Here is a 24,037-nt window from a genome sequence, read left to right as displayed (position 1 = left end):
AATGAACCAAGCCAGTCCCCGAGAAGCCGGCCACAAGCCGGCTTTTTAATTGTCCGAAATAATCCTACCCCATCCAAGAATCTTACTGATAGCGTAGCTATTCCGGGAGTTTCAAGCATTCCCCTGTCCGATGGCGTTCAAAGCCATTCGACCTCATCCGACGATGAAGTGGGGGGACAGGTGGGGGGACAAAACGGGCGACAGGGGAAATCCAATGGGTAAACTGAATCCGAAACAAGTCGAAAATCTGACCGAACCCGGCACCTATGAAGATGGTGATGGGCTTCGCTTGGTCGTCAAATCTACCGGGCGTAAATCCTGGCTGCTTCGCTTCCAGCTGGCGGGCCGTCGCAGAGAGATGGGCCTAGGCTCATTCCCTGAGGTGAGTCTCAAGAAAGCCAGACAAGACGCCAGCGCTAAACGCAGCCAACTAAGTGATGGCATTGATCCCCTGATAGCCAGAGATATAGAGCGCGCCGCTCAACGGGAAGCCCAGCGTGCAAGTGAAGCCAAGCAACTAAAATTCGAGACGCTCGCAAAGCAATACCGTGATGCTCACGGCGCGGCGTGGTCGGAAAAGTGGCGTAAAGGGTGGCTGCGGAAGCTGGAGCTGTATGCGTTTGATCACATAGGCAAGCTTTCAGCCGAAGACATAGGTACTCCCGAAGTACTTAAGATATTGCAACCCATCTGGGCCACCAAGACCAGAACGGCTGACGAGGTACGTGGACAAATAGAACAAGTCCTGGACGCAGCCAAGGCACGTAACCTGCGACAAGGTGAGAACCCTGCTCGCTGGCGCGGGCACTTAGACAATCTGTTGAGCCGCTCTGAAAAGAGGAAGGCTCGGAAGCGTGAGCACTTCGAAGCAATGCGCTGGCAGGAAGTGCCGGAACTGATGGTAAAGCTTAGGGTAAACGCCACACCTCCGTCTTGGGCCGCTCAACTGCTGATCATGACCAGCGCACGCGCCCACATGATTAGGTTCGCTCGTTGGGATGAGTTTGATTTGGAAGCATGCACTTGGTCACTGCCAGATGAGCGAATGAAGATGCGAGTAGCTTTCGTAATCCCGCTTGCCGAAGAAGTGGTAAAGCTTGTGAAGAGTATTCTGCGAGACGAAGGAAGTCCCTTTCTGTTCCCAGGCCAAGGCAAGACAGGGGTGATGCATGCAAATGCTATCAGAACCCTCCTGCACGACATGGGGTACGAGCACATCACTCGCCATGGCTTTCGATCTTCATTTCGTGATTGGGCTGGCGAATGCACACACTACCCACGTGAAGTCTGTGAAATGGCGCTGGCTCACGATGAGAGGGATCAAACAGAAGGGGCTTACTCGCGTTCAGACTTTCTAGAAAAACGCCGTGCTCTAATGGCGGACTGGGCTGTTTTTTTATCCTTACCATAGCCTACAATTCATAAATGAGCCTCCACACAATGAAAGACAATAAAACTCTCACCGAACTTCTAAATTCTCTATATTCGAAAAATAAACCTTTAAAGAAAAAAAGTAAAAATCTTCTCCCTCACCCAATAGAGGCAAAAGAAGAAAAACTAAACAACTTACTAAATCACACACACCTAATACTCAGAGCGACCCTGAAAAAAAACTGGCCAAAGGAATTAAACAGCCACATAGACCAGAGCATATCAAGGTTTTTAGAAACCCCAAAAATCACATGGAAGGACATTCTAAGCTGCTGGACAAACACATACGACGAAGAAAAAAGAAGCAAAATTAAATTGTATTTTTTCTACGCAAAAGTTTATTATCTAAGCGCAAAACTACAAGTAGAACAAAATAATACAGAGAAAGCATTTATCTATATATCGCATGCATCCTACTTACTAGGATTCCTTGATGGTTACAAGAATCATATTGACGAAGAAAAGTTTAGGCGCGAACGCGCAACTGAAGGCGGAAACCGGAAGGAATCAAAAATATCAAAAATAAGAGATCACTTCTCTCTACTGCTGAAAAACCCACCGAAAAATGGATGGGGCACCGAATCTGAAACCATTGAAGCAATTTATACCAGCATGAAATTTCAAAGTTACCTCTCAGAAATCCAAGCACAAGAAACGATTAAAGACCTAAAGAACTTCATAACCGAAGAGCTCATTCACAACACCTGCAATCAGGAAACATACAAGGCACTACGTAAAAAGCGACGCTAAATTAGGGGCATATAAAAAAGCCAGAGTACTACGACCCTGGCCTTATAAATTTTATTTGAAAAATACAGTCTCAAAGCTTTCTCGGCAGAAGAGAAAAGACCACTAGCTAAAATAAGTACCCCCTCCTTGAAAAATCCACCACCAACGTACTTCCTTGTTCAGAATAAGAAATTTCGCCTAGAGAAATAAGCTCGTCCAGCGCTGCATCAAGACGTATCTTACTTCTCAATCTTCGCGGCCCATACTGAAGAATACTATTCTTCCTCACATTTTCAAAGCCATCCTCACGATATTTGTCAAACCACGCGCGCAATTCATAAACATCTAAATCTATTTCCCTCGGAGGGACAAATAACCGATAAAACTCATCGGAACACCAAAGACAAAAGTCGATTGCGAAATTCAACGTCTCAATCGATATATCACTATCAAACCCCTCAAAGACATGTAACAACGCCGCTACCCGTGCAATATTATCCGCCAATTTTGAGGCATGATCCCCCGCGGCATAAAATCTGCCACCTTCCCTGATCTCTGACTCGATATCATTAAACACCTGAAGCCATCTCTCGCAAGCCGCAGGAGCAAATGAAATTATCTTACGTTTTTGATTAGGGGAATGCAAAAGCCCTAAATTATAAGAAAGTAATTCCTTTAATCGACCTGCATAATTGTTAATATGATCCCATGAAATTGTTGCACCGCTCAAAACCCTTGTCCCCTGAGTTGACTCAGGAAAACACACCAAAAAGCGCGCCCACAGCCCAGACCCACGAGACTTCTCACCATGGGAATCAATATACGACTTAAAAGCGCTAGGCTGCGTCATAAATGAAACAGTCAATCTAGCCCCATGAAGCTCATAGCTTTCCGCCGTTTTACGATCCACCACCACTGGATCACCGCTCCACATTGCGTTCTGCTTAGATAAATCGTTAAACGCCCGCCCCTTCAAACCACCTTCACTTGAAATAATACCTGCCGTTGGAATGTTTTGATAAAGCCCGCAAAACAGCGCCTCCGAAGTTGAGTCCTCATAAATCATTTTGCACTGCCTTGGTCTAACCGGACGAACCAAAGCATTCGCTATTAACTCTTGCTCAACTAGCTCAGTACACTCACCTCTACTTGATGCCTTTTCAACTCGTTTTAACAGCTCTTTGTTTTTAGCGAGCCAAATCTTATCCCTCACTTCCCACTCTCCTAGCTGCGCCCTCCACACAACATCTTGTGTTTTTTGAAACTCACGAACAGGCTCTAAGAAAACGTTTTCTGAAGACGACTTACGCTCACCTGAACTAGCTATCGCCAGCATCAATAATGACAGCGGTACACACTGCCCAATAGGCTTGCGCACATCAAACCTCCCCTGAGCCGCTACTGAGATAGCAGTCAAAGCCCCAAAAAATATTAACGGCCTTGGAGACTGTATATTTCTTTCAACCTCGTCAATTGCTGAATTAAGGAGGGGAAACTGCAAACTTGCTGGAAACTTGCTATTAATTGGGGGAAGGCCTTTACCCTTTGACTCAAACATTTCGCCCCCCTCCGCCCCCTGGGACAACTGAAAGCCTCGATTCAATCCATCGGCATATATCAGACTCCAACCAACCAATTGCCCCCCTGCCAGTTACACTCGAAAGTCTTATTGGCAAAGGAAATTCCTGATCATGCCTTGGAGACCTGGGATTCATCCAATCATATATCGTAGAGCGCGCCACTCCCAAACGACCAATTACCTGCTTAATTCGCAGTACCGCCTCCCTCGCATCAGACGTAGCAATCGCTGTTCTTTCATCTTCCCTTTCCATTTCACCCTCTCGTTACGCTCTGAATACACAGGGGAAATGTTATTAGGCCGCGCTCACAACCGAACCGCCCGCGCTTATAAAATTTAATAAAATTGTTAGCGCCAATATTGACTTTTACGAAAACAACTTAAATAGACCCACAACCTACCGCAAAAGGCTCCACGTGGATGAATCCTGGGCGAGGATGCAGTGACCGGAAGTCAGCGAGAAATTTCCAAGCACACATCTTGACTTATCGTAATAACGATTTTTAGAAATCGTGAGTTTGGCGCATACATTGGTAAAATAGCGGCTATTTTGGCTACGGATAGCCAAAATAGCCGCTATTTAGAGTAGATAGCTTGGAGAGATGGGGCGTCGCGCGCTCTAAGGCTTCAATTCGTATGCCGATGCTTGGTCTAACCTGAGCACTTCAATTCGAAAAGAATTCAGCCACACATAATCGCAGTGACATCACCCCCAAGGAGGTTCGCCCCATGTCATTGCAGTGCCCTCGCTGTCATTCCCCCAAAGTCGCTTCTTTTCATCACGCCATGAAAGTCGGCGCGGCCATCGGCACCGTGGGTGGTGCTGTGCGCGGCGTTAGTGCTGCGCTTGCTGGAGGCCAAGCAGGCGCGCTTATTGGCGCCATCGCCGGCCCTGTAGGTATCACCCTCGGTTCGGTATCGGGTGCCATCCTCGGCGGGTTGGCCGGTGGTGTCGCCGGCTGTGCTCTCGGCGCCCAACTGGGTGAGTCGCTCGATCGCCACGTCCTGGCCCACAACCTCTGCTTGCTATGTGGCCACCACTTCAACCTCCCGACCTAACCAAGTCAACCTCCCCTCTATTTATTTCGTCCGGACGGTGCTGCGCTCTGCGTGGCGCTTTATGCCGGCTTGCACCTAAAGGAATTAAAACAATGGCTCATCTCGTCGAAACTATGGCCTACGCTGGCGAAACTCCCTGGCATGGCCTGGGCAATCAGCTCACTCAGAAGCAACCCATCGAAGTTTGGCAACGCGAAGCTGGGATGGACTGGGCGATCCAAGAAAGCCCCGTACACTTCAAATCGGGTGCCGTCGGCCACATCGGCGCTATACATTCTTTTCCGGAGCAGAAGGTGCTCTACCGCTCCGATACTAAAGCACCGCTGTCGGTGGTCTCCCAGCGTTACCACACCGTGCAGCCGCGTGAGGTGCTGGAGTTTTATCGTGACCTCACCGAGGTCTCCGGCTACGAGCTGGAGACTGCGGGGGTACTCAAAGGCGGGCGCAAGTTCTGGGCACTTGCGCGCACCGGACAAGGCGCTGCCCTGAAAGGAAACGATCAGGTCAACGGCTACCTGCTGCTGGCCACGTCCTGCGACGGCACCCTGGCCACCACGGCAACACCCACCACCGTGCGCGTGGTCTGCAACAACACCCTGACGATAGCCCTGGACGGCTCATCTCGTGCAATCAAGGTGCCGCACAGTACCCGCTTCGATCCGAAGGCAGTGAAGAAGCAACTCGGCATAGCCGTCTCCGGCTGGGACGAGTTCATGTATCGCATGCGCCATCTCGCTGAACGCAAGGTCCAGTGGCATGAGGCTCTTGGATATTTCATGTCGGTGTTGTGTGAGGTAAATCCGAGCAATCAACTACCAGAGCAACTACCCAACGAACGCGCCCTACGAAAGGTGCAAGAGCTGTATGAAGGCCGTGGTCGGGGCAGCCAGCTCGAATCGGCACGCGGAACCGCCTGGGGCTTGCTCAATGCGGTGACCGAGTACGTCGATCACGAGCGCCGCGCACGTAGCAATGAGTACCGCATGGACTCAGCGTGGTTTGGTCAGGGTTCGCAAATCAAGCAACGCGCCCTGGATGCAGCGCTGCGTCTCGCAGCTTAACCCTTCTCGTCAATCGCCACGCCCGGTCAGCCTTGTGCTGGTCGGGCGTATTTATGCCTGCAAGGTGAACACGATGAAAGCAACCTCATTGAATAGTAGTACCCCGAAGCTCCGCCCTGCCCTTCGCCTGGTCAGCACCAAGGAACTGCCGCGCGAGGACTGGCTTGAAGTGCGTAAACAAGGCATCGGTAGTTCCGACGCAGGCGCTGCGGTTGGGCTCAACCCGTACAAGTCGCAGTTGGAGCTGTGGCTTGAAAAGACTGGTCGCGATGCCACGCTACCGAAAATAGATCCTCATGATGAAGAGAGTCCAGCCTATTGGGGCAATGTGCTGGAACCCATCGTCGCTTGGCACTACAGCAAGCGCACCGGTAAAAAAGTGCGGCGGATTAACGCCGTGCTGCAGCATCCGAACCCCGAACTGCCCTGGATGCTGGCCAACATCGACCGCGAGGTAATTGGCGGAGACGACGTGCAGATCCTCGAATGCAAGACCGCCGGCATAAACGGGGCACGTCTCTGGAAGGAAGGCGTGCCCGAGTATGTCCAACTTCAAGTGATGCACCAGCTCGCCGTCACTGGCAAGCAAGCCGCGGATGTGGCGGTACTGCTGGGCGGTCAGCACCTGGAGATTCATCGCATCGAGCGTGACGAGCAAATGATCGCTCGCCTGATCGAACTGGAGCGCAAGTTCTGGACCTACGTGGAAACCGATACCCCGCCACCGGCCGACGGTAGCGCATCGGCTGAAGCAGCTTTGCGCTGCTTGTACCCAGAAGACAACGGCCAGACCGTCGACTTCAGCAGTCGCGCCGGTTTAGCAGAGGCCTACCTGGAACTTAAGGCCGTTCGCCAGTCCATTGGCGAGAAGGAAACGCGCGAGGCCCAGCTCAAGCAGATACTACTGCAGGCCATGGGCGAGGCCACCCGAGCGGAGTTTTCCAGCGGTTACATCAGCTGGAAAAAATCCAAGGACAGTGCCGTACTCGATGTCCAACGCCTATTGCAAGAGAAACCGTACCTACAAGTTCGCTACACCAAAACCAAGGAAGGCAGTCGCCGCTTCCTGATCAACTGACTCCGCTATTACCTCCCCTTGGCCAGTCCATGCAGTTCGCGCTGCGTGGCCGGCCTTTTTTCATTTCCAGGAGAACCATCATGTTGAAAGGCTTAGCCCTGACACCCCCTGCGCTCGGACGCATCTCCATCGGCAAAGTCATCGAGAAAAACGGTAAACGCCTGCCGGAGAAAGATGATCAATTCACCATCACGTCCCAGGTGCAAGGCCGGGACGGCTGGCTACTACACCCACTCAATGACGAACTACGCCAGAGCAAGGAAGACAAGCTGCGCAGCATCCCGGTGCGCCTGCTGTTCAACGAACCAGATCTGAACTTCCGTGCCGACTACACCCTGTTCGATCGCCAGTCTGGACGACCGCTGTGTGTCGGCAATGGCGAGGCCTGTAAACGTGTCACGCAGGACGGTATGCAATCACTCCCCTGCCCCTCGCCGGATGCTTGTTCATTAGCCAAAGGCGGAGCTTGCAAGCCCTATGGCAGGTTGAATGTGCTGATCGGTGATGACGATCCGCTAGGCAGTTTCGTGTTCCGCACTACTGGTTTCAACAGCATCCGCACCCTGGCCGCTCGGCTGCATTACTTCCAGGCCATCTCGGGTAACCGGTTGGCCTGCCTACCGCTGGAATTGCGTCTGCGTGGCAAGTCGACACGACAGAGCCATGGCACACCGATTTTCTACGTCGACCTGACGGTGCGCGGCGGCATGAACATCGCAGAGATGCTGCAGTCTGCCAACGAACTTGAGACCCAACGGCAATCAGCGGGATTTGATCAGGTAGCGCTGGATGAGGCGGCTCGACGAGGCTTTAGCAACGGCGCTTTTGAGGACAGCGAGGAAGACAGCAGTGCTGTGATTGAAGAGTTCTTTTCGAGCCCGGATGCAATTGCCACCACGGAACGATGCAAAGCACTACAAACCAACTCCAACGCTCTGGCCGACAAGCTCGAAGCGCTCGCCACGCAAACCCATTGACCTGACACCTGCCTGACTTCAGGAAGACTTTGGAGACCCGAAATGGCCCTACTACGATTTCTGCTTTGCCTGTTTGCGTTCGTTGGCGCGTTGGCGGCAGCCGGCACGTTGGTCGTAAGCATTATGTTGATGTTGCGCTTCCCGCCACTGCTGGTCGCCGTGCTGTTGGCGTGCTGGATTCTGAATCGCCCGCTCAAGGTGTTGAGCGCATCGATCCAGAGCAATCCCAGCAAAAACACTGCCACCTAACGGTGGCCAAACAGCGCATAGCCACACTCACCCATTAGGAGAATGAACGATGATCAGCCAGTGTTTGATCTGCGACTGCCAAGCCGTCCTCACCCTGGAGGCCGCAAGGGGCATCGCCTTGCTGATCGGCCTCGCCGATGGAGCAGTACGGGGAGCTCAGAACACGCATGAGAGCCTTCAGGATCGTCCCGGATACTACTCACTACTGAATGGGCTGGCCGCTATTGTTCCCGCCTACCCATCAGCGCTGCGAGTTGCTGACGATGTCGGAAAGTATCAGTTCGCGGGGTTCGATTGCTTATGCCCGCGTTGCGGCGCGCTCTTCGACAAGGAGGCAGCGGAGCTAGTGCCTCCGCCGCCGTGAAACAGCTACTCAGCTACGAACGAGACGCTTAACAAGCCCTTCCACCATGCCCATGACGAGCGTACGGTCGCTCATGTCCAGCGTCGACAGCAGATCGTAAAGCCGGCACGCCTGATCTTCCGGACGTGAACTTCCCTCGGTCAGCCAGTCGGCTGTCTCACAGCCAAAAATGCCCGCTAACTCCACCAATCGCTCGACGTTGGGCATCACGATCCCGCGCTCGATACGCGACACCGCCTCACTGCCAATCCCAAGCCTCTCGGCGACCTGCTCCTGACTCAGCTTGCAACGAACACGCTGGCGAGCAATTGCTTGGCCCACCAGCTTCGCCAATTGCTTCGATTCGGTTTTTGACATGCCACCCTCCACTTCAACCTGGATAGTTGGCGATCAACCTAGTGACATGAAGGACCTCTCAAACCGAGACTCACCCCTAAAGGTTGATATGCGACTTTTTTCTCTAATCGACAACCTCTTGCAGGGAGCTCAGAAAAACCATGATCGTCGTAACCGGCCTGAATGAAGCGCAGATTGAAGGCCTCGTGAAAAGCAATGCGTCTTTCGAGATCAATGGCCTCAGGGGCAATTTCATGGCAAGTATCAAACTTGTCGAAACCAAGATTGAAAGCCAGGGACTGAAGTGTCGAGTCAGAAGCGACGTAAAAAGTGCTGCGGTAAAAGGCGGCGCACTCGGTGCTGTATTCAGCGTCCTATCCATACCTGCAACGCTGACCGTGGTAACGCTCGGGGCCGTCGCAAGCGTGGGGCACAGTCTAGTTACCTACAACCCTGATTACGAAATCCTCAAGGACTACGTAAATCAGCGGCTCAAGGTCACCTACAAGAAATAATCTCACTCATTCCCACAATTACCAACAGCGTAACCCTATTGTTTTGCAGGGCTCGTTTGCCTCTTCACCGGTCGTTAATTTCGCACGAAGCAACAAACTGGAGAGAACCCATGAAACGGATAATCAGCATCCTGCTGCTCATCTTTTGCGCCAACGCCAACGCCGTGGTGGACCATTACGCCTGGGGTGCTATCGCCTTCCCAGACGAGACTTCAACCAATGGCCTCCCCGAAGCGATCCCATGTATTGCAAAGAAAGCTTTCAATGGTCAACCCATGCTGAAATGCACGTGGATGGAAACCACCCGCGATGTGCTCATCTGGGATGCCCAGCGCAAACAGGACGTGCGCTATGTCAACCAGGTAAGTGGCCAGTGCCTGCGCGGCAAGTGCCGTATAAGCAATGCGATGGTGGGTGAATGGAACCAAGATGTTTTGTTCACATTATCAATCTGGTACCGCATCGGCACCAGCACCGACGGCAAGCCGGTGGCCTACCGTGTCGATACCTCTCATCAGGTGTCGTATGCCGAAGCCGGTTCTATCCTGTACCAGTTCTACCTAGATATTAGCGTCCCTGATAACCAACTTGCTTCCACTTTCGACAAGCGCTATGAGGGTGGTTATGCCGCCTGGCAAGCTCAAAAGGGAAATGCCCAGGAAGCAGCTCAGTCACCTTCCAGCTCGGCCCAGTCCGAATGGCCCGACGTCAAGACCGCCTGGTGCAACCCACGTATGGATGACGATTGCTACATCAACAGCAAAAAAGTCCCTATTGCCGAACTGGGCAAATGGTTGCCGGACATCAGCGAATCGAATGCCGACCAGCTAGGCGGCCACTGTGAAACCATCCTCTGCTTCGACAATGATGACCATCCGATGGGCTACCTGTTGCAATAACAGTCCTGAGCACAGCAGCACGGTCGATGTAATAGGGGGCGCAGGCCCCCTATTGATTCTCGTTCTATCTTTTTTCGACCTCAGCCGATTCCAATAGGTAGGTACTCGACCAAGTCCGCCTAGCAGCTACAAAATATTGCGCCGTTGCCCTTCGGTAAACGGGGCCAGGCTCCAGTCGCCCATTGGCGTAATTACCGCCAGTGTGTTGAGACTCTGTATTGCCAAACTGTTTTGGCGCTGATGCGTCGTTGATCCGGACTGCCGGAACTCATTGTCCCGCCCGAATACCCAGCAAACGATAGTCCTGGGAGTGGAGAAGCTGCAGTTGGATCAATCAAAATCAGCCGCCCGGTCAAAAATGCATCACCGCCAACAGTTCGGTGAAGAACTAGCAAAAATCTCCCAGTCCTCGGCGCGCTATCAGTGGTTCAAAGTTGACTAGAAAGTGCTGGTCGAAGTCGACTGGTCGGCCGAATCGATCAGCGACGGGCCGTTCGACTATCCTTGCCAGAGCCTTGTCAGGGAACAGTTTGTTCACCTCGGTTTGATCAAGATGACGTTCAAGGTTCTGGTCGTATCTGCTGCCCCAGACATAACCATCAGCCTGCGGCCGCACGAACGGTACAGCCACTCACGGCCGCGCCGACCACACTGCTGAAAATCCGCGGATTGGCGAACAGCTGAAAAAATTTGAGCCCCCGGATGTGCGCCGAATACAGATCGGCCACGACGAGATGCGTTACGAGATAGTGAAATCCACTATCTACCTACTGCGCCTGTGGCAAACCCGCGAGGATCGATAGGTTTGCGCTGGGCCAGGCGGAACACGTCAACCTGGCGGGCTTAGCCTCCAGGACGCGGAGGGCTTTTCAGCGTTTTTTCCGTCGGCTACGTCCGTTACTCACCAGATCGGCAACGTATAACTGATGATCAATCGATTTTCATCTTGATCGTTGCCAAAGTTGGTCGAGCGTACGGTCGCATTACGCCATTTCACCCCAACGTTCTTCAGCGGTCCTCCCTGCACGACATAACCAATGTCGGTATCGCGTTCCCATTCCTTGCCCTCGGGACGGTTGCTGCCCAAGTCAACGTTGGAGCCGTTGAGGTAGCGGGTCATGAAGGTTAGACCGGGTATGCCAATGGCCGCGAAGTTGTAGTCGTAGCGCGCTTGCCAGGACCGCTCATCCTTGCTGGCGAAGTCGCTGATCTGCACAAAGTTCAACAGGAACGGGTCGGTACCATTGATGTAGGCGAAACCTGTGTTGCCGCGCATAGCTTGATAACCAAGGCCGAAAGCGTGACTGCCAAGGCTGTAGGTGAACATCGCGCCAAACGCATTGTTATCGACGTTACTGCCGCCATCGTCTTTAGAACGGGCGAAGCGCAGATCCGACTTCAATGACTGGCCGGTGGTCACCGGCAATATGTAGGTTAGGTTGACCATGTGCTGGTCGTAGAAATTGTCGAGATGGCCGTAAGCGTAGCCGGTGGTGAGGTTGCCGGTCCACTTGTAGTTCAGGCTGGCGAAATCGAAGCTGTCGCTGTCCACCCGCCGACTGATGATGCCCTTGGCGCCGGTGCGGGTGATGCTCATGTCTTCATAGTCTGAGGAGTCGCGCTGGTTAACCTGCGTCAGCCGCCCGGCATCCACGGTCAAGCCATCGATTTCCAGCGAGGTCAATTGAACGCCTTCGAAGGTTTGTGGCAGCAGCCGTGAATCGTTGGCCAATACCGTCGGCAGTTTGGGCAGCAGCGTGCCGAGCTTAAGCGTGCTTTTCGAGGTGCGCAGTTTCGCCGTCAAACCCATTTCACCATATTCGTCCTGGGCTCCTTTGCGTGTGTCGCTGTGGCGTTTGAGCAGGCCAGAGCCGGCGCGATCAGGACTGGAGTCGAGCTTGACCCCCAGCAGGCCGATGGCATCGAAACCGACACCGATCAAACCCTCGGTATAGCCCGACTCATAACGCAGCAGGAAACCTTGCGCCCATTCTTCTTGTTTGGATTGCGCTGCGTTGTACTGGCGAAAATCCCGGTTGAAATAAAAGTTACGCAGTTCCAGGCTGGCTTTGCTGTCCTTGATAAAGTCAGCAGCGGCGGGAGTCGAGAGGCTGATGACACCACCCGCGAGCAATAGTCGGGCGGCGAGTATTCGAGTGTTGCATTCCATGTTGGAGCCCTCAGTTTTTATTTTTTTAGTTGTGGATCTCACACAGGGCGATGAGGCCCTGGGGTCGGTTGATGAAACAGATGCGAAGTTTTCCGAATAGCCGCGACTAAAGAAGCCAGCTCGCGCGGGCATGTATGTATGTCGTCGGTCCTTCAATGGATTGGATACCGTAACGGTATTCTTCTACGGCCTCGTGGGCGCTCGACTCGGACTCACGCTGCGCTCATGCACACGGATCTGGCTGATGTCATAGCGCCTGGACTGGTCATCACGACGTTTCAGATCAATTGATGTAGTTTTGGTACGGTTTCGAACAAGTCCGCCACCAGGCCGTAATCAGCCACCTGGAAGATCGGCGCTTCTTCGTCCTTATTGATCGCAACGATCACTTTGGAGTCTTTCATGCCGGCCAGGTGCTGGATTGCGCCGGAGATACCGACCGCGATGTACAGCTGTGGAGCAACGATCTTGCCGGTCTGACCGACCTGCATGTCGTTGGGAACAAAACCTGCGTCGACCGCAGCGCGGGAAGCGCCAACAGCCGCGCCCAGCTTGTCGGCCAGGGCGTACAAGTGTTTGAAGTTGTCGCCGTTCTGCATGCCGCGACCGCCGGAAACGACGATCTTGGCCGCGGTCAGCTCAGGACGATCGGACTCGGCCAGCTGTTCGCCAACAAAGGAAGAAATGCCCGCATTGTGAGCAGCTGCAATTGCTTCGACAGCAGCCGAACCACCTTCAGCTGCGACGGCGTCAAAGCCGGTGCTACGTACGGTGATTACTTTGACGGCAGCGTTCGATTGCACGGTGGCGATGGAGTTACCGGCGTAGATTGGACGTTTGAAGATGTCAGCCGATTCAACCGAAATGATTTCGGAGATCTGGTCGACGTCCAGCAGCGCAGCAACGCGCGGCAGGATGTTTTTGCCGTTGGAAGTCGCGGCAGCCAGGATGTGACTGTAACCAGCGCCCAACTCTGCAACCAGAGGAGCGACGTTTTCCGGCAGTTGGTGCGCGTAGGCGCCGTTGTCGGCCACCAGCACTTTAGCTACGCCTGCGATTTTCGCGGCGGCTTCAGGCACGGCGCCAACGTTCTGGCCAGTGACCAGGACGTGGATGTCGCCACCAATTTTCGCAGCGGCAGCCACGGTGTTCAGGGTGGCCGGGGCCACTACCTTGTTGTCGTGTTCTGCGATTACCAAGATAGTCATGATTAGATTACCTTCGCTTCGTTTTTCAGTTTCTCGACCAGTTCAGCCACCGACTTGACCTTGATACCCGCGCTGCGTGCAGCCGGCGCTTCGACTTTCACGGTCTTGTTGGTGGAGGCGGTGGAAACGCCCAAAGCGTCCGGAGTCAGCACTTCGAGAGGCTTCTTCTTGGCTTTCATGATGTTAGGCAGGGACGCGTAGCGCGGCTCGTTCAAACGCAGGTCGGTGGTGACGATGGCTGGCAGCTTCAGGGAAACTGTCTGCGCGCCGCCGTCGACTTCGCGAGTCACGGCAACGGTGTCGCCGGACACTTCGACTTTGGACGCGAAGGTGCCCTGACCGTAGCCGCTCAATGCAGCGAGCATCTGGCCAGTCTGGTTGTTGTCGCCGTCGATGGCTTGTTTGCCAAGGATCACCAGCTGAGGCTGTTCCTTGTCGACAACCGCTTTCAACAGTTTGGCCACGGCCAGGGAAGTCAGATCTTCAGCGGATTCGACGAGGATGGCGCGGTCGGCACCCAGAGCCAGCGCGGTGCGCAGCTGCTCTTGAGCGGTGGACGGGCCGACGGAGACGACGACGATTTCAGTCGCAACGCGCCCTTCTTTTATAGAGAGTTCTTTCAAGCGTACGGCTTCTTCCACTGCGATTTCGCAGAACGGGTTCATCGACATCTTGACATTGGCAAGATCGACGCCGGAATTGTCCGCCTTGACGCGAACTTTCACGTTGTAGTCGACCACCCGTTTGATGGCTACGAGGACTTTCATGACAGGCTCCAATGGTGAAAATTGACCCGACAGCTCAGGTGGCGTGCGAGGTCATGCATATCAGCGTTCGCCAAGTTGCTCGATGACGCCGCGTGCCTTCAACTCGGCCAGGCGTTCATCGTCCAGGCCCAACTGACGCTTGAGAACTTCATCCGTATGTTCACCCAGCATCGGGGCCGGGCGCAGATACTCCACCGGCGTGCCCGACAACTTGATGGGGCTGCCCACCGTCACGAAATCTGCCTTCAGCGGATGGGGGATGTTCACCAGCATATTGCGCGCTTTCACCTGCGGCTCATCCAGTGCCTGGGCAATGCTGTTGATCACCCCTATCGGCACGCCCTGCGGGTGAATACGTCGCACCCATTCATCGGCGGTGGCGCCGAGAAAATGCTGCGCAAGAATCTCGATGACTGCCTCCCGATTCGTCACTCTGTCCGCATTGCGCGCAAAGCGAGGGTCTAAAGGAAGGTCCGTCAGACCGATAGCCTCGCAGAGTCCAACGAACTGGGAGTCATTACCGCAGGCGATAACGAAATCCTGATCACTGGCGCGGAATACCTGATACGGCACGATGTTGGCGTGGGCATTACCGTAGCGGCCTGGGGCTTTACCGGAAGACAGGTAGTTCTGACTCTGGTTGCACAGTGTGGCGACCTGAACGTCGAGCAGCGCCATATCGATGTATTGACCCACGCCGCTTTTCTCGCGGCTGAGCAATGCAGCCTGAATGGCGACCGTCGAGTAGAGCCCTGTCATCAGGTCGGAGAACGCCACGCCAACTTTCTGCGGCCCTCCACCGGGTAGGTCATCACGTTCCCCGGTGATGCTCATCAGCCCGCCGATGCCTTGGATGATGAAGTCATAACCCGGCTCTGCAGCTCGCGGCCCGGTCTGCCCGAAGCCAGTCACCGAGCAATACACCAACCGCGGATTGAGCTGAGACAAGGAGGCATAATCCAGTCCGTATTTCGCTAAAGACCCCGCCTTGTAGTTTTCGATCAGCACATCACAGTCGGTGGCCAACGCGCGTACCAGCTCCTGGCCTTCGGCGCTCGCCAGGTTCAGCGCCACCGATAACTTGCCACGGTTGGTCGATTGGTAATAGGAGGCTTCACGTGTGGTCTCATCGTTTTGACCCTTCATCCATGGCGGCCCCCAACCACGGGTATCGTCACCCGCACCCGGTCGTTCAACCTTGATGACTTCGGCTCCCAGGTCGGCCAGGGTCTGGCCACACCAAGGACCGGCCAGCACACGGCTCAAGTCGAGCACGCGGTATCCAGTCAAAGCACCCATTTCATACCACCTTTTTTGCGCGCATTCAGACGCGCTCGATAACCATCGCCAGCCCTTGGCCGACGCCGATACATAGACTGACCACCGCGTAACGTTTGCCACTTAGCTGCAACGCCCGTGCGGTGCTCAGTGCCAATCGCGCACCCGAAGCGCCCAGCGGATGCCCTACGGCAATGGCACCGCCATGGGGGTTCACGCGAGGATCGTCGAAAGCAAGGCCAAGTCCTTTAAGACAGCCCAGAACCTGACTGGCAAAAGCTTCATTGATTTCGATGATGTCCATATCCGCCAAGCTCAGTCCGGCTCGCGCCAACGCCTTATGAATCGCCTCTACCGGACCGACGCCCATGATGCGAGGCGCCACACCAACGGCCGCTGCAGACAGGATTCGCACCATAGGTACCAGCCCATGGCGTTCGCCAGCGGCAGAGGAGCCAATCAGCAAAGCAGCGGCACCATCATTCACACCAGAAGCGTTGCCCGCAGTCACCACGCCGCCTTCGAGCAAAGGCTGCAAGCGAGTCAGTGCCGCGAAATCCGATTGCGGACGCGGGTGTTCGTCCTGTTCAATCACGTTGGGCGGAGTCTTTCGGCCGGTGGGTACGCTCACCGCAAGTAGTTCGTCAGCGAAGAAGCCAGCCTTGCGCGCTGCTTCGTACCGCGCTTGCGAGCCTGCGGCAAAAATATCGGCCTGTGTTCGGTCGATACCGTACTCATGGGCCACGTTGTCTCCCGTCTGAGGCATGCTGTCATTGCCAAATTCGGAGACGATTTTCGGGTTGGGAAAGCGCGCGCCGATGGTACTGTCGAAGACCGTCAAATCACGGCTGTAGGCGGCTTCAGCCTTGGCCATGACAAAGGGGGCGCGAGACATGCTTTCCACCCCGCCAGCGATGAAAAGTTCGCCTTCCTTGCAGGTCACCGCGCGGGCTGCGTCGATCACGGCGGCCAGACCACTGGCACACAATCGATTGACTGTCTGCCCCGGCACCGTCACTGGCAAACCGGCGAGCAGCGCCGCGTGGCGGGCGATATTGCGACTGTCCTCACCTGCCTGGTTGGTATTGCCGAGGATCACGTCCTCGATAGCGTCACCAGGGATGGCATATCGCGCAAGCAGTTCTCGAATCACATGAGCCGCAAGATCATCGGGGCGCACCGGTGCGAGTGCACCACCGTGACGACCGAAGGGAGTACGCAGCCCTGCGAAGATGTAGGCGTCGAGCATAAAAGTATCCTAGGCGTTAAGGTCAGGTCAGGTCAGTGTCGGCTCGGTGTGGCACAGCGATAGGCCGAGGGTCGCGCGTCGACGCAGCCAAGGGCTCGGCCGGTAACGCGGATCGCCGGTCAGTTCGGTCATGCGCTCCAGGATGGTCAGCAGGCGTTTGCTGCCAACGCTGTTACCCCAGGCCAACGGCCCCTTTGGATAACCCAGCCCTCGGCGAACACCTTCATCCAGGTCATCAACGCTGGCGATGCGCTGTTGGACGATATCGCCGGCCAGGTTGACGATCATGGCCAGCACACGCTGAGCGACGAAGCCGACACTGTCGTTGATCACGCTGACTCCGACGCCATCGCGAGCGAACACTGCATGTGCGGCATTTCGCATGTCGACTCGGGTGGCCGGGTTTAGCATCAACGTGCGGTAGCGAGCGCTGTCGAGCAGCGGGTCGATGCATACCGTGCGCGTCGGGTCGGTGGCAAAGCGTACCGCAGCGCTGGTGGCATCCAGGCCATAGGGCGCCAGCAGGCAGAGTGCTTCGCTGGACGGCGTGGCGTCCTGCTCTACCTGCGCGCCCAACTGCTCCAGCAACGCCATCAGGCTGACACGATCGGTCTCGTTCTCGGCCCCCAGCCACACCGGCGGTAGGGTCTCCATGATCGGCACTGCCTGCGCCGGGGGCGCATCGACCATTTGGCCATTGGCATACCGGTAAAAGCCTCGCCCGACCTTACGCCCGACGTATCCGGCCTCAAGCATCTGCCGAGTCAATGCGGCCGGGCGATAGCGAGGCTCCTGGTAAAACTGGTTATAGATCGACTCGATCACCGGGTGCGAGACATCCAGGGCCGTCAGGTCGAACAGCTCCAGCGGGCCCATGCGAAACCCCAGGCCTTCGCGCAGGATGCGGTCGATTTCGGCAGGCTCGGCCACGCCTTCCTTGAGTATTTGCAGGGCTTCGGTGCTATAGGCGCGTCCCGCATGGTTGATGATGAACCCCGGCGTATCCTTGGCCCGAATACCCCGGTGGCCCATGCGCGCCGCCAACGCCTGCAGGCGATCACCGACTAGCGGATCACTGGCCAGGCCGTCGATGACTTCGACGACTTTCATCAGTGGTACCGGGTTAAAGAAATGGAACCCCGCGACACGCTCAGGACGACGACACTCCCGGGCGATGCTGGTCACGGACAGCGACGAGGTATTGGTGGCCAGAATGCAATCGTCAGCGACGACAGCTTCAAGCTGGGCGAGCAACGCCTGCTTGGCATCGAGGCGCTCAATAATGGCTTCGACGACCAGGTCGACCTCCTTGAGCTCGGTCAACGCGGTCGCTACCTGCAGGCGATCAAGTGTGGCCTGTGCATCTGCGCCGAGGATCTTGCCCCTGCTCGCCAGCTTGCCCAACGTCTGTTCAAGGTTATCGCGAGCAGCCTGGGCGGCGCCTTCGCGGTTATCGAACAACAGCACCTGGATACCGGCCTGGGCTGCAATCTGGGCAATGCCGGTGCCCATGATGCCAGCCCCCACCACAGCCATACGGTTGATCTCGCGTGTCATGCTTCACTCTCCCGAGAAGGTGGCTTTGCGTTTTTCAAGGAAGGCATTGGCGCCCTCTTTCTGGTCCCTGGAATCGAACAGCAACTGAAACGCCTTGCGCTCCAACGCCAGGGCGCTGTCCAGGGGCAAGTCAGCGCCGAGCAGCAGCACCTCCTTGATCTGCGCCACAGCCAGCGGCGGCAAGGCGGCTATTTCAGCGGCCAGCTCGAGGGCGCGCGGCACTGTGCGCTCGTCACTCACCACCTCGCTGACCATGCCCATGGCCAGCGCTTCGGGGGCCGGGACCAGACATCCCGTGAGGGCGATACGCATCGCCTGGAATTTGCCGACGGCGCGAATCAACCGCTGGGTGCCACCGGCGCCCGGCATCAGGCCCAACTTGACCTCCGGCTGGCCAAAGCGTGCCGACTGCCCTGCAACGATGATGTCGCAGTGCATCGCCAGTTCGCAGCCGCCGCCCAGGGCAAAACCGTTCACCGCGGCGATCACAGGTTTAGGGCAACGAGAAATGGCCTCCCACAGGTACTCCGTGTGGCGGCGATACATCTCGATAGGGCTGGCCTCGGCGAACTCGCGGATATCGGCACCGGCGACAAAGCACTGTTCACCACCGGTGAGAACGATCGCACGCACCCGTTCATTGCCAGCCAGGGCGCGAAAGATTTCTGCCAACTGTTCGCGCACGGCGCTGTTGAGCGCGTTCTTGACCTCGGGCCGCTGGATCCGTACGACAGCGACGGCGTCATCGCGAATGTGCAGAGTCACTACAGCGTTGGGCTGGGAGTCCATACCTACCTCTTATTATGTTTCGCTATACGAAACTGAATACCGTAATAATGATTAATCATAGAGACGCTTATAAATCCCTGTAAACAGGCAAACTGATAAATATTGTTTAATCCTTTAAATACAGGGTCTTACTAAATAACTATAAATGAGTTGGTTTTTTTTAAAGCAGCGAATACAATTTCGCCAGGCGAAACTGTATTTTATTTTCTTGCATTTCTCGAAAGCGAGGTTCTACCATGGGTCGCAACAAGGCAGATCACCAGGCCGTGGACCAGTCGAAAGGAACGGATGAAATCGGCTTGCTGAAGATGGGCATGCTCGATCCCGCCAGCGCGCTGAGCGATGACGAAAGCACTGGCCAGTTCGTGACGGCGTTGGCCCGCGGGCTTGAGCTGATGCGCTGTTTCACGCCGCGGGACAATGTGCTCGGCAATCAGGACCTGGCGCGGATGACCGGGCTGCCCAAACCGACCGTGACGCGGCTGACCAATACGCTGATGCGGCTGGGCTGCCTCAAGCGTGAAGTACATTCAGGCAAGTATCAGCTGGACGTCGGCGTATTGGGTTTCGGTTACGCCATGTTGTCGAACCTGGCGATTCGCACAGTGGCCCATCCGTTGATGGAGGATTTGGCCAATCACGCTCAGGCGGCCGTCGCGATGGCCGCCCGCGATCGACTGCAGATGGTGTACCTGGATGTGGTCCAGGGTCAGGGCAACATGACCATGCGCCGGCAGATCGGCAGCTACTTGCCGCTGGCACAGAGTTCGGTGGGCCGGGCGTGCCTGGCGGCGATGCCGGAAACCGAGCGGGAATTTCTGCTCGACCACATTCGCCAGCGTGAAACGGAGCAATGGCCAGCCATCCGCAAGGGCCTGGACAGAGCGTTCAGGGATTACGCCGACTACGGCTTCTGCCTGTCAGTCGGTGAGTGGCACCGCGACGTCAACTCCGTCGCAGTGCCGTTGCTGCACCCGCAGTACGGGTTGCTGACCTTCAACTGCGGTGGACCGAGCTTTCAGCTACCCCGTGAGCAGCTCGTGGACGATATCGGGCCTCGCCTGATCAACATGGTCAATAACATTGGCGCCGCTGCTCGCTGACGCACGGAGTAACGGCGCCCTAAAAAACCGGCTCGCTTGCGAGCCTTGGGAGCGCACATGATCCGTGATACCGAAACCCTGCAGATACTGCTGGATTCCCTTCGTCAGTTCGTCAGCGAAGTACTGATTCCCCGTGAGAACGAGGTGGCCGAGACCGACAACATCCCGGACGACATCGTCGTGCACTTGCAAGAGATGGGGCTGTTCGGCCTGACCCTGCCGGAAGAGTTCGGCGGCATGGGCGTGACCATGGAAGAAGAGGTCAAGATCGCCTTCGAACTGGGGCGTACCTCCCCGGCCTTTCGTTCTTACATCGGGACCAACAACGGCATCGGCTCTATCGGCATTCTGCTCGATGGCAGCCCGGAGCAGAAAGCCAGGTACCTGCCCAAGCTGGCCAGCGGCGAGCTGCTCAGTGCCTTCTGCCTGACCGAACCTGACTCAGGGTCTGATGCCGCCTCGCTCAAAACCACGGCCGTGCGTGACGGCGACAGCTATACCCTCAACGGCACCAAGCGCTTCATCACCAATGCGCCCCACGCCAACATCTTCACCGTGATGGCGCGCACCAATCCGAACATCAAGGGTGCCGGTGGCATCAGTGCGTTCATCGTCGAGCGTGACACGGTCGGGATTTCCCTGGGTAAACCCGATCACAAGATGGGCCACAAAGGCGCTCACACCTGCGACGTGATCTTTGAAAATGCCCGCGTTCCCGCCAGCCAACTGATCGGTGGCGTTGAAGGCGTGGGTTTTAAAACCGCCATGAAAGTCCTGGATAAAGGTCGCCTGCATATTGCCGCCCTGAGCGTCGGCGCCGCCGAGCGCATGTTGGCCGATTCACTGCAATATGCGATTGAGCGCAAACAATTCGGCAAGCCGATTGCCGAGTTCCAGCTGATCCAGGCGATGCTTGCCGACAGCAAGGCGGAAATCTATGCAGCCCGCTGCATGGTCCTGGATGCCGCACGCCAGCGTGACGACGGACTTAACGTCAGCACGCAAGCCTCCTGCGCCAAGATGTTCGCCACTGAAATGTGCGGACGGGTTGCCGACCGTTGCGTGCAGATCCACGGTGGCGCCGGTTACGTCAGCGAATACGCGATCGAGCGCTTCTATCGGGACGTCCGTCTGTTCCGCATCTACGAGGGTACCACTCAGATCCAGCAGATCGTCATCGCCCGCAACATGATTCGCGACGCACAAGGCTGACCCCTCAAACCTTCAAATACGCGTTAAAGCCCCCCCTTCCCTATAAATACAATAAGGAAACGTTATGGAAGCTTCTGCTCATGTCGGCGCAAGTGCGCAGGCCAAGACAAACACTTGGGTGCTGGTATTTATCTTCTGCTTTCTAGGACTTTTGATCGACGGTGCCGATCTGATGTTTCTTTCCTACAGCCTCAGTAGCTTGAAAGCCGAATTCGGTCTGAGCAACATAGAGGCCGGCAGCCTGGGAAGCTTTACCCTGGCTGGAATGGCGATCGGGGGCATTTACGGTGGCTGGGCCTGCGATCGTTTCGGTCGAGTGAAAACGGTAGTCTGGAGTATCATACTTTTTTCAGTTGGCACGGCAGTGCTCGGCATGACGCATAACTATTGGCAATTCGCGATCACCCGTTTTGTGGCCTCGCTAGGGATCGGTGCACTGTATGTGGCTTGCAATACGCTGATGTCTGAATACGTACCCACTCGCTACCGCACAACTGTACTCGGCACGCTGCAAGCAGGTTGGTCAGTAGGTTATATCGTTGCGACGCTACTGGCGGGCTGGATCCTACCGATCCATGGCTGGCGCTGGCTATTCTACATTGCCATTATCCCGGTGATTTTGGCCGTAGTGATGCAACGCTTTGTCCCAGAACCACAAGCGTGGATCAACGCTCAGGCTGAGCGTGCCAAGCAAAAAATCGATGGCATCACGAAAGTAGCGAGCAAAAAAAGCGATAGTAAGTACAAACTTATTTTTAGCGACCCACAGGCTCGCCGCATGTTCATTTTTTGGGCTTTGACTGCTGGTTTTCTACAATTCGGCTATTACGGTGTCAACAATTGGATGCCAACCTACCTGGAAAGCGAACTGGGCATGAACCTCAAGTCCATGACGGCCTACATGGTTGGTACCTACACCGCCATGATCCTCGGTAAAATACTCGCAGGTCTGGCGGCTGACCGTCTTGGGCGCCGCGCCGTCTTCGCCTTTGGAGCATTGGGAACGGCACTCTTCCTGCCGGTGATCGTGTTATTTCAAAGCCCGGAAAATATCCTGTGGATGCTGGTGGTATTTGGCTTCTTGTACGGTATTCCATACGGTGTAAACGCCACGTACATGACTGAAAGTTTCGAGGCAAAATTCCGAGGATCTGCTGTAGGCGGTGCTTACAATATCGGGCGCCTGGGCGCAGCGATTGCTCCGGCAGCAATTGGATTTCTCGCCTCTCACGGCTCGATTGGCTTGGGTTTTCTGGTCATGGGCGCAGCCTATTTTATCTGCGGCGTGATCCCGGCGTTGTTTATCAGAGATAAGCAGTTCGACCCGCAAAAGCAATAGCGCTTTGTAATTCCGGGAGGCCTAGCGGTTCGCCGCCTCGCCTCTTTGCCTCGTGGCGGTGGAAACCTACGCGGCCTGGCACCATTGACTCACTCTGACGCCATCGGTTACCTGCTAATGCTGACGCTCGCTATGGACGTACTGCGGGCCCAGTCGCGTGCCATCTTGGTGAATAACTGGACGGCTGGTGACTGATTATTGCGGGCATGGATCATCGACAATGCCGTCGTCACATCACACCCTTCAATGCACCGAAACACCACGTCGGGCGGCATGAAAGTACGCGTCGATGCGGGCACGATTGCAACGCCAAAACCGGCCGCCACCATGCTGATCACGATCGACATCTGCGACGAAATGACTTCGACCCGCGGAACAAAGCCCGCAGCAGCGCAAGCCTTCATCGTTGTGTCATAGAAACCGATACCTTCCTTGCGGTGCACGCTGATGAGCGTGTCATCCTGCAAATCTTCCAGGCGCACGCGAGCCATTGCGGCGCAGCGATGATTGCTGCGCAGTGCCACCATCAACGGTTCGCGCAATACATCAAACAACGCCACCCCCTCGGGCAATGCAATGGGTGGACGAATAAACCCAACATCACACAGCCCCTTGGTCACAGCATCGATCTGTTCCTCCATATCCATCTGGTGCAGGACCAACTCGACGTGGGGCCTTTGCTGTCGATACAGGTACACGATACCGGGCAATGCACCTGACAACGCGGCCGAGGCGAGATAGGCGATCACCACCCGACCTGACCGGCCTTGAGCCACCTCTACGATGGCCGAATTGGCAGCATCGGCCTGACGTAGCATGGCAACCGCCTGGGCATAGAACACCTTGCCGACTTCCGTCAACTCCAAATGGCGTCGGCTACGCGACAATAGGCTGGCGCCCACGCGCTCTTCCAGTGCGCGCACTTGTTGGCTAAGTGCTGGTTGCGAAATGCCGCAGCGCTCGGCGGCCTTGGCGTAGTGCAACTCTTCGGCCAGCGCCAAAAAATAGCGGTAGTGGCGTAATTCAATTTCCATCACAAATAACCCATTTATCAACGGCTCTATAGACAGCCATTCCACCTAATTGTG

23 protein-coding genes and 1 pseudogene are annotated in these 24,037 nt (G+C 55.7%); 13 read left to right on the top strand and 11 right to left on the bottom strand.

All coding sequences use genetic code 11. The features are described 5' to 3' along the window. Positions 1–214: 214 nt before the first annotated feature. Both AC19YX_RS32050 and AC19YX_RS32045 read left to right on the top strand, forming a co-directional pair. Positions 215–1,411, top strand: coding sequence for a tyrosine-type recombinase/integrase (locus AC19YX_RS32050; RefSeq protein ID WP_042946344.1), 1,197 nt, complete (start codon positions 215–217; stop codon positions 1,409–1,411). A gap of 29 nt (positions 1,412–1,440) precedes the next feature. Continuing rightward, positions 1,441–2,181 (top strand): hypothetical protein, encoded by a 741-nt coding sequence (locus AC19YX_RS32045; protein WP_130926023.1) that lies wholly within the window; start codon positions 1,441–1,443, stop codon positions 2,179–2,181. Between the two features lie 106 nt (positions 2,182–2,287). Here the strand turns inward: AC19YX_RS32045 and AC19YX_RS32040 are convergent, their stop codons facing one another. Both AC19YX_RS32040 and AC19YX_RS32035 read right to left on the bottom strand, forming a co-directional pair. Beyond that, positions 2,288–3,718, bottom strand: coding sequence for a YfjI family protein (locus AC19YX_RS32040; RefSeq protein WP_081480317.1), 1,431 nt, complete (start codon positions 3,716–3,718; stop codon positions 2,288–2,290). Further along, positions 3,711–3,992 (bottom strand): helix-turn-helix transcriptional regulator, encoded by a 282-nt coding sequence (locus tag AC19YX_RS32035; RefSeq protein ID WP_081480316.1) that lies wholly within the window; start codon positions 3,990–3,992, stop codon positions 3,711–3,713. The genes AC19YX_RS32040 and AC19YX_RS32035 overlap by 8 nt, the downstream gene beginning before the upstream one ends. Before the next feature lie 476 nt (positions 3,993–4,468). Here AC19YX_RS32035 and AC19YX_RS32030 point away from each other — a divergent pair, with 476 nt between their 5' ends. The 5 genes from AC19YX_RS32030 to AC19YX_RS32010 all read left to right on the top strand — a co-directional run bounded on the left by AC19YX_RS32030 (position 4,469) and on the right by AC19YX_RS32010 (position 8,163). After that, positions 4,469–4,798, top strand: a complete 330-nt coding sequence (locus AC19YX_RS32030; RefSeq protein ID WP_081480315.1) for a hypothetical protein — start codon at positions 4,469–4,471, stop codon at positions 4,796–4,798. A 92-nt stretch (positions 4,799–4,890) separates the two neighbouring features. Then, on the top strand, positions 4,891–5,859 hold the full coding sequence (locus AC19YX_RS32025) for a DUF932 domain-containing protein (RefSeq protein ID WP_010562428.1): 969 nt from the start codon (positions 4,891–4,893) through the stop codon (positions 5,857–5,859). Between the two features lie 73 nt (positions 5,860–5,932). Then, on the top strand, positions 5,933–6,937 hold the full coding sequence (locus AC19YX_RS32020; RefSeq protein ID WP_010562427.1) for a YqaJ viral recombinase family nuclease: 1,005 nt from the start codon (positions 5,933–5,935) through the stop codon (positions 6,935–6,937). Positions 6,938–7,017: 80 nt separating this feature from the next. Continuing rightward, positions 7,018–7,914 (top strand): recombination directionality factor, encoded by an 897-nt coding sequence (locus tag AC19YX_RS32015; protein WP_500607828.1) that lies wholly within the window; start codon positions 7,018–7,020, stop codon positions 7,912–7,914. Between the two features lie 42 nt (positions 7,915–7,956). After that, positions 7,957–8,163 carry a hypothetical protein gene (locus tag AC19YX_RS32010; protein WP_010562425.1) on the top strand — a complete coding sequence of 69 codons (207 nt, stop codon included), beginning with the start codon at positions 7,957–7,959 and terminating at the stop codon, positions 8,161–8,163. Between the two features lie 373 nt (positions 8,164–8,536). Here AC19YX_RS32010 and AC19YX_RS32005 read toward each other — a convergent pair whose 3' ends face one another. Continuing rightward, entirely contained in the window at positions 8,537–8,884 is a 348-nt protein-coding gene (locus AC19YX_RS32005) for a helix-turn-helix domain-containing protein (protein ID WP_010562423.1), read from the bottom strand. A 140-nt stretch (positions 8,885–9,024) separates the two neighbouring features. Between AC19YX_RS32005 and AC19YX_RS32000 the strand changes: the two genes are divergently transcribed. From AC19YX_RS32000 to AC19YX_RS31990, 3 genes and pseudogenes are all read left to right on the top strand, one after another. Further along, entirely contained in the window at positions 9,025–9,378 is a 354-nt protein-coding gene (locus tag AC19YX_RS32000; RefSeq protein ID WP_010562422.1) for a hypothetical protein, read from the top strand. 110 nt (positions 9,379–9,488) lie between these two features. Continuing rightward, on the top strand, positions 9,489–10,277 hold the full coding sequence (locus tag AC19YX_RS31995; RefSeq protein ID WP_010562421.1) for a hypothetical protein: 789 nt from the start codon (positions 9,489–9,491) through the stop codon (positions 10,275–10,277). A gap of 576 nt (positions 10,278–10,853) precedes the next feature. Further along, positions 10,854–11,080: pseudogene (locus AC19YX_RS31990) on the top strand (type II toxin-antitoxin system RelE/ParE family toxin). 98 nt (positions 11,081–11,178) lie between these two features. Here the strand turns inward: AC19YX_RS31990 and AC19YX_RS31985 are convergent. The 7 genes from AC19YX_RS31985 to AC19YX_RS31955 form a co-directional block, all read right to left on the bottom strand. After that, positions 11,179–12,447, bottom strand: coding sequence for an OprD family porin (locus AC19YX_RS31985; protein WP_010562420.1), 1,269 nt, complete (start codon positions 12,445–12,447; stop codon positions 11,179–11,181). 278 nt (positions 12,448–12,725) lie between these two features. Beyond that, positions 12,726–13,655, bottom strand: a complete 930-nt coding sequence (locus AC19YX_RS31980) for an electron transfer flavoprotein subunit alpha/FixB family protein (protein ID WP_010562419.1) — start codon at positions 13,653–13,655, stop codon at positions 12,726–12,728. Between the two features lie 2 nt (positions 13,656–13,657). Continuing rightward, complete coding sequence (locus tag AC19YX_RS31975; RefSeq protein WP_010562418.1) at positions 13,658–14,422, bottom strand: electron transfer flavoprotein subunit beta/FixA family protein; 765 nt, start codon at positions 14,420–14,422, stop codon at positions 13,658–13,660. Between the two features lie 60 nt (positions 14,423–14,482). Next, the gene (locus AC19YX_RS31970) at positions 14,483–15,721 is read right to left on the bottom strand and encodes a CaiB/BaiF CoA transferase family protein (protein WP_010562417.1); all 1,239 of its coding nucleotides are present in this window, start codon (positions 15,719–15,721) and stop codon (positions 14,483–14,485) included. 25 nt (positions 15,722–15,746) lie between these two features. Continuing rightward, a complete protein-coding gene (locus tag AC19YX_RS31965; RefSeq protein ID WP_010562416.1) occupies positions 15,747–16,949 on the bottom strand; it encodes a 3-oxoadipyl-CoA thiolase in 1,203 nt (400 codons plus the stop codon). Between the two features lie 27 nt (positions 16,950–16,976). After that, a complete protein-coding gene (locus tag AC19YX_RS31960; RefSeq protein WP_500607827.1) occupies positions 16,977–18,506 on the bottom strand; it encodes a 3-hydroxyacyl-CoA dehydrogenase in 1,530 nt (509 codons plus the stop codon). A 3-nt stretch (positions 18,507–18,509) separates the two neighbouring features. After that, on the bottom strand, positions 18,510–19,295 hold the full coding sequence (locus AC19YX_RS31955) for an enoyl-CoA hydratase (RefSeq protein ID WP_010562414.1): 786 nt from the start codon (positions 19,293–19,295) through the stop codon (positions 18,510–18,512). Positions 19,296–19,531: 236 nt separating this feature from the next. Between AC19YX_RS31955 and AC19YX_RS31950 the strand changes: the two genes are divergently transcribed. From AC19YX_RS31950 to AC19YX_RS31940, 3 genes are all read left to right on the top strand, one after another. Then, positions 19,532–20,398: an IclR family transcriptional regulator gene (locus tag AC19YX_RS31950; protein ID WP_010562413.1), complete on the top strand. Its 867-nt coding sequence runs from the start codon at positions 19,532–19,534 to the stop codon at positions 20,396–20,398. Between the two features lie 57 nt (positions 20,399–20,455). Beyond that, entirely contained in the window at positions 20,456–21,610 is a 1,155-nt protein-coding gene (locus AC19YX_RS31945; protein WP_010562412.1) for an acyl-CoA dehydrogenase family protein, read from the top strand. Positions 21,611–21,674: 64 nt separating this feature from the next. Then, positions 21,675–22,949 (top strand): MFS transporter, encoded by a 1,275-nt coding sequence (locus tag AC19YX_RS31940; protein WP_010562411.1) that lies wholly within the window; start codon positions 21,675–21,677, stop codon positions 22,947–22,949. 107 nt (positions 22,950–23,056) lie between these two features. On the opposite strand, the gene AC19YX_RS31935 is transcribed toward AC19YX_RS31940, so the two are convergent. Beyond that, positions 23,057–23,983: a LysR family transcriptional regulator gene (locus tag AC19YX_RS31935; protein ID WP_010562410.1), complete on the bottom strand. Its 927-nt coding sequence runs from the start codon at positions 23,981–23,983 to the stop codon at positions 23,057–23,059. Between the last annotated feature and the right edge of the window lie 54 nt (positions 23,984–24,037).

The sequence above is a fragment of the Pseudomonas sp. MF09150 genome, from assembly GCF_059862355.1.
The sequence above is the reverse complement of the archived record's forward strand: the minus strand, read 5'-3'. Positions and strand labels throughout refer to the sequence as shown.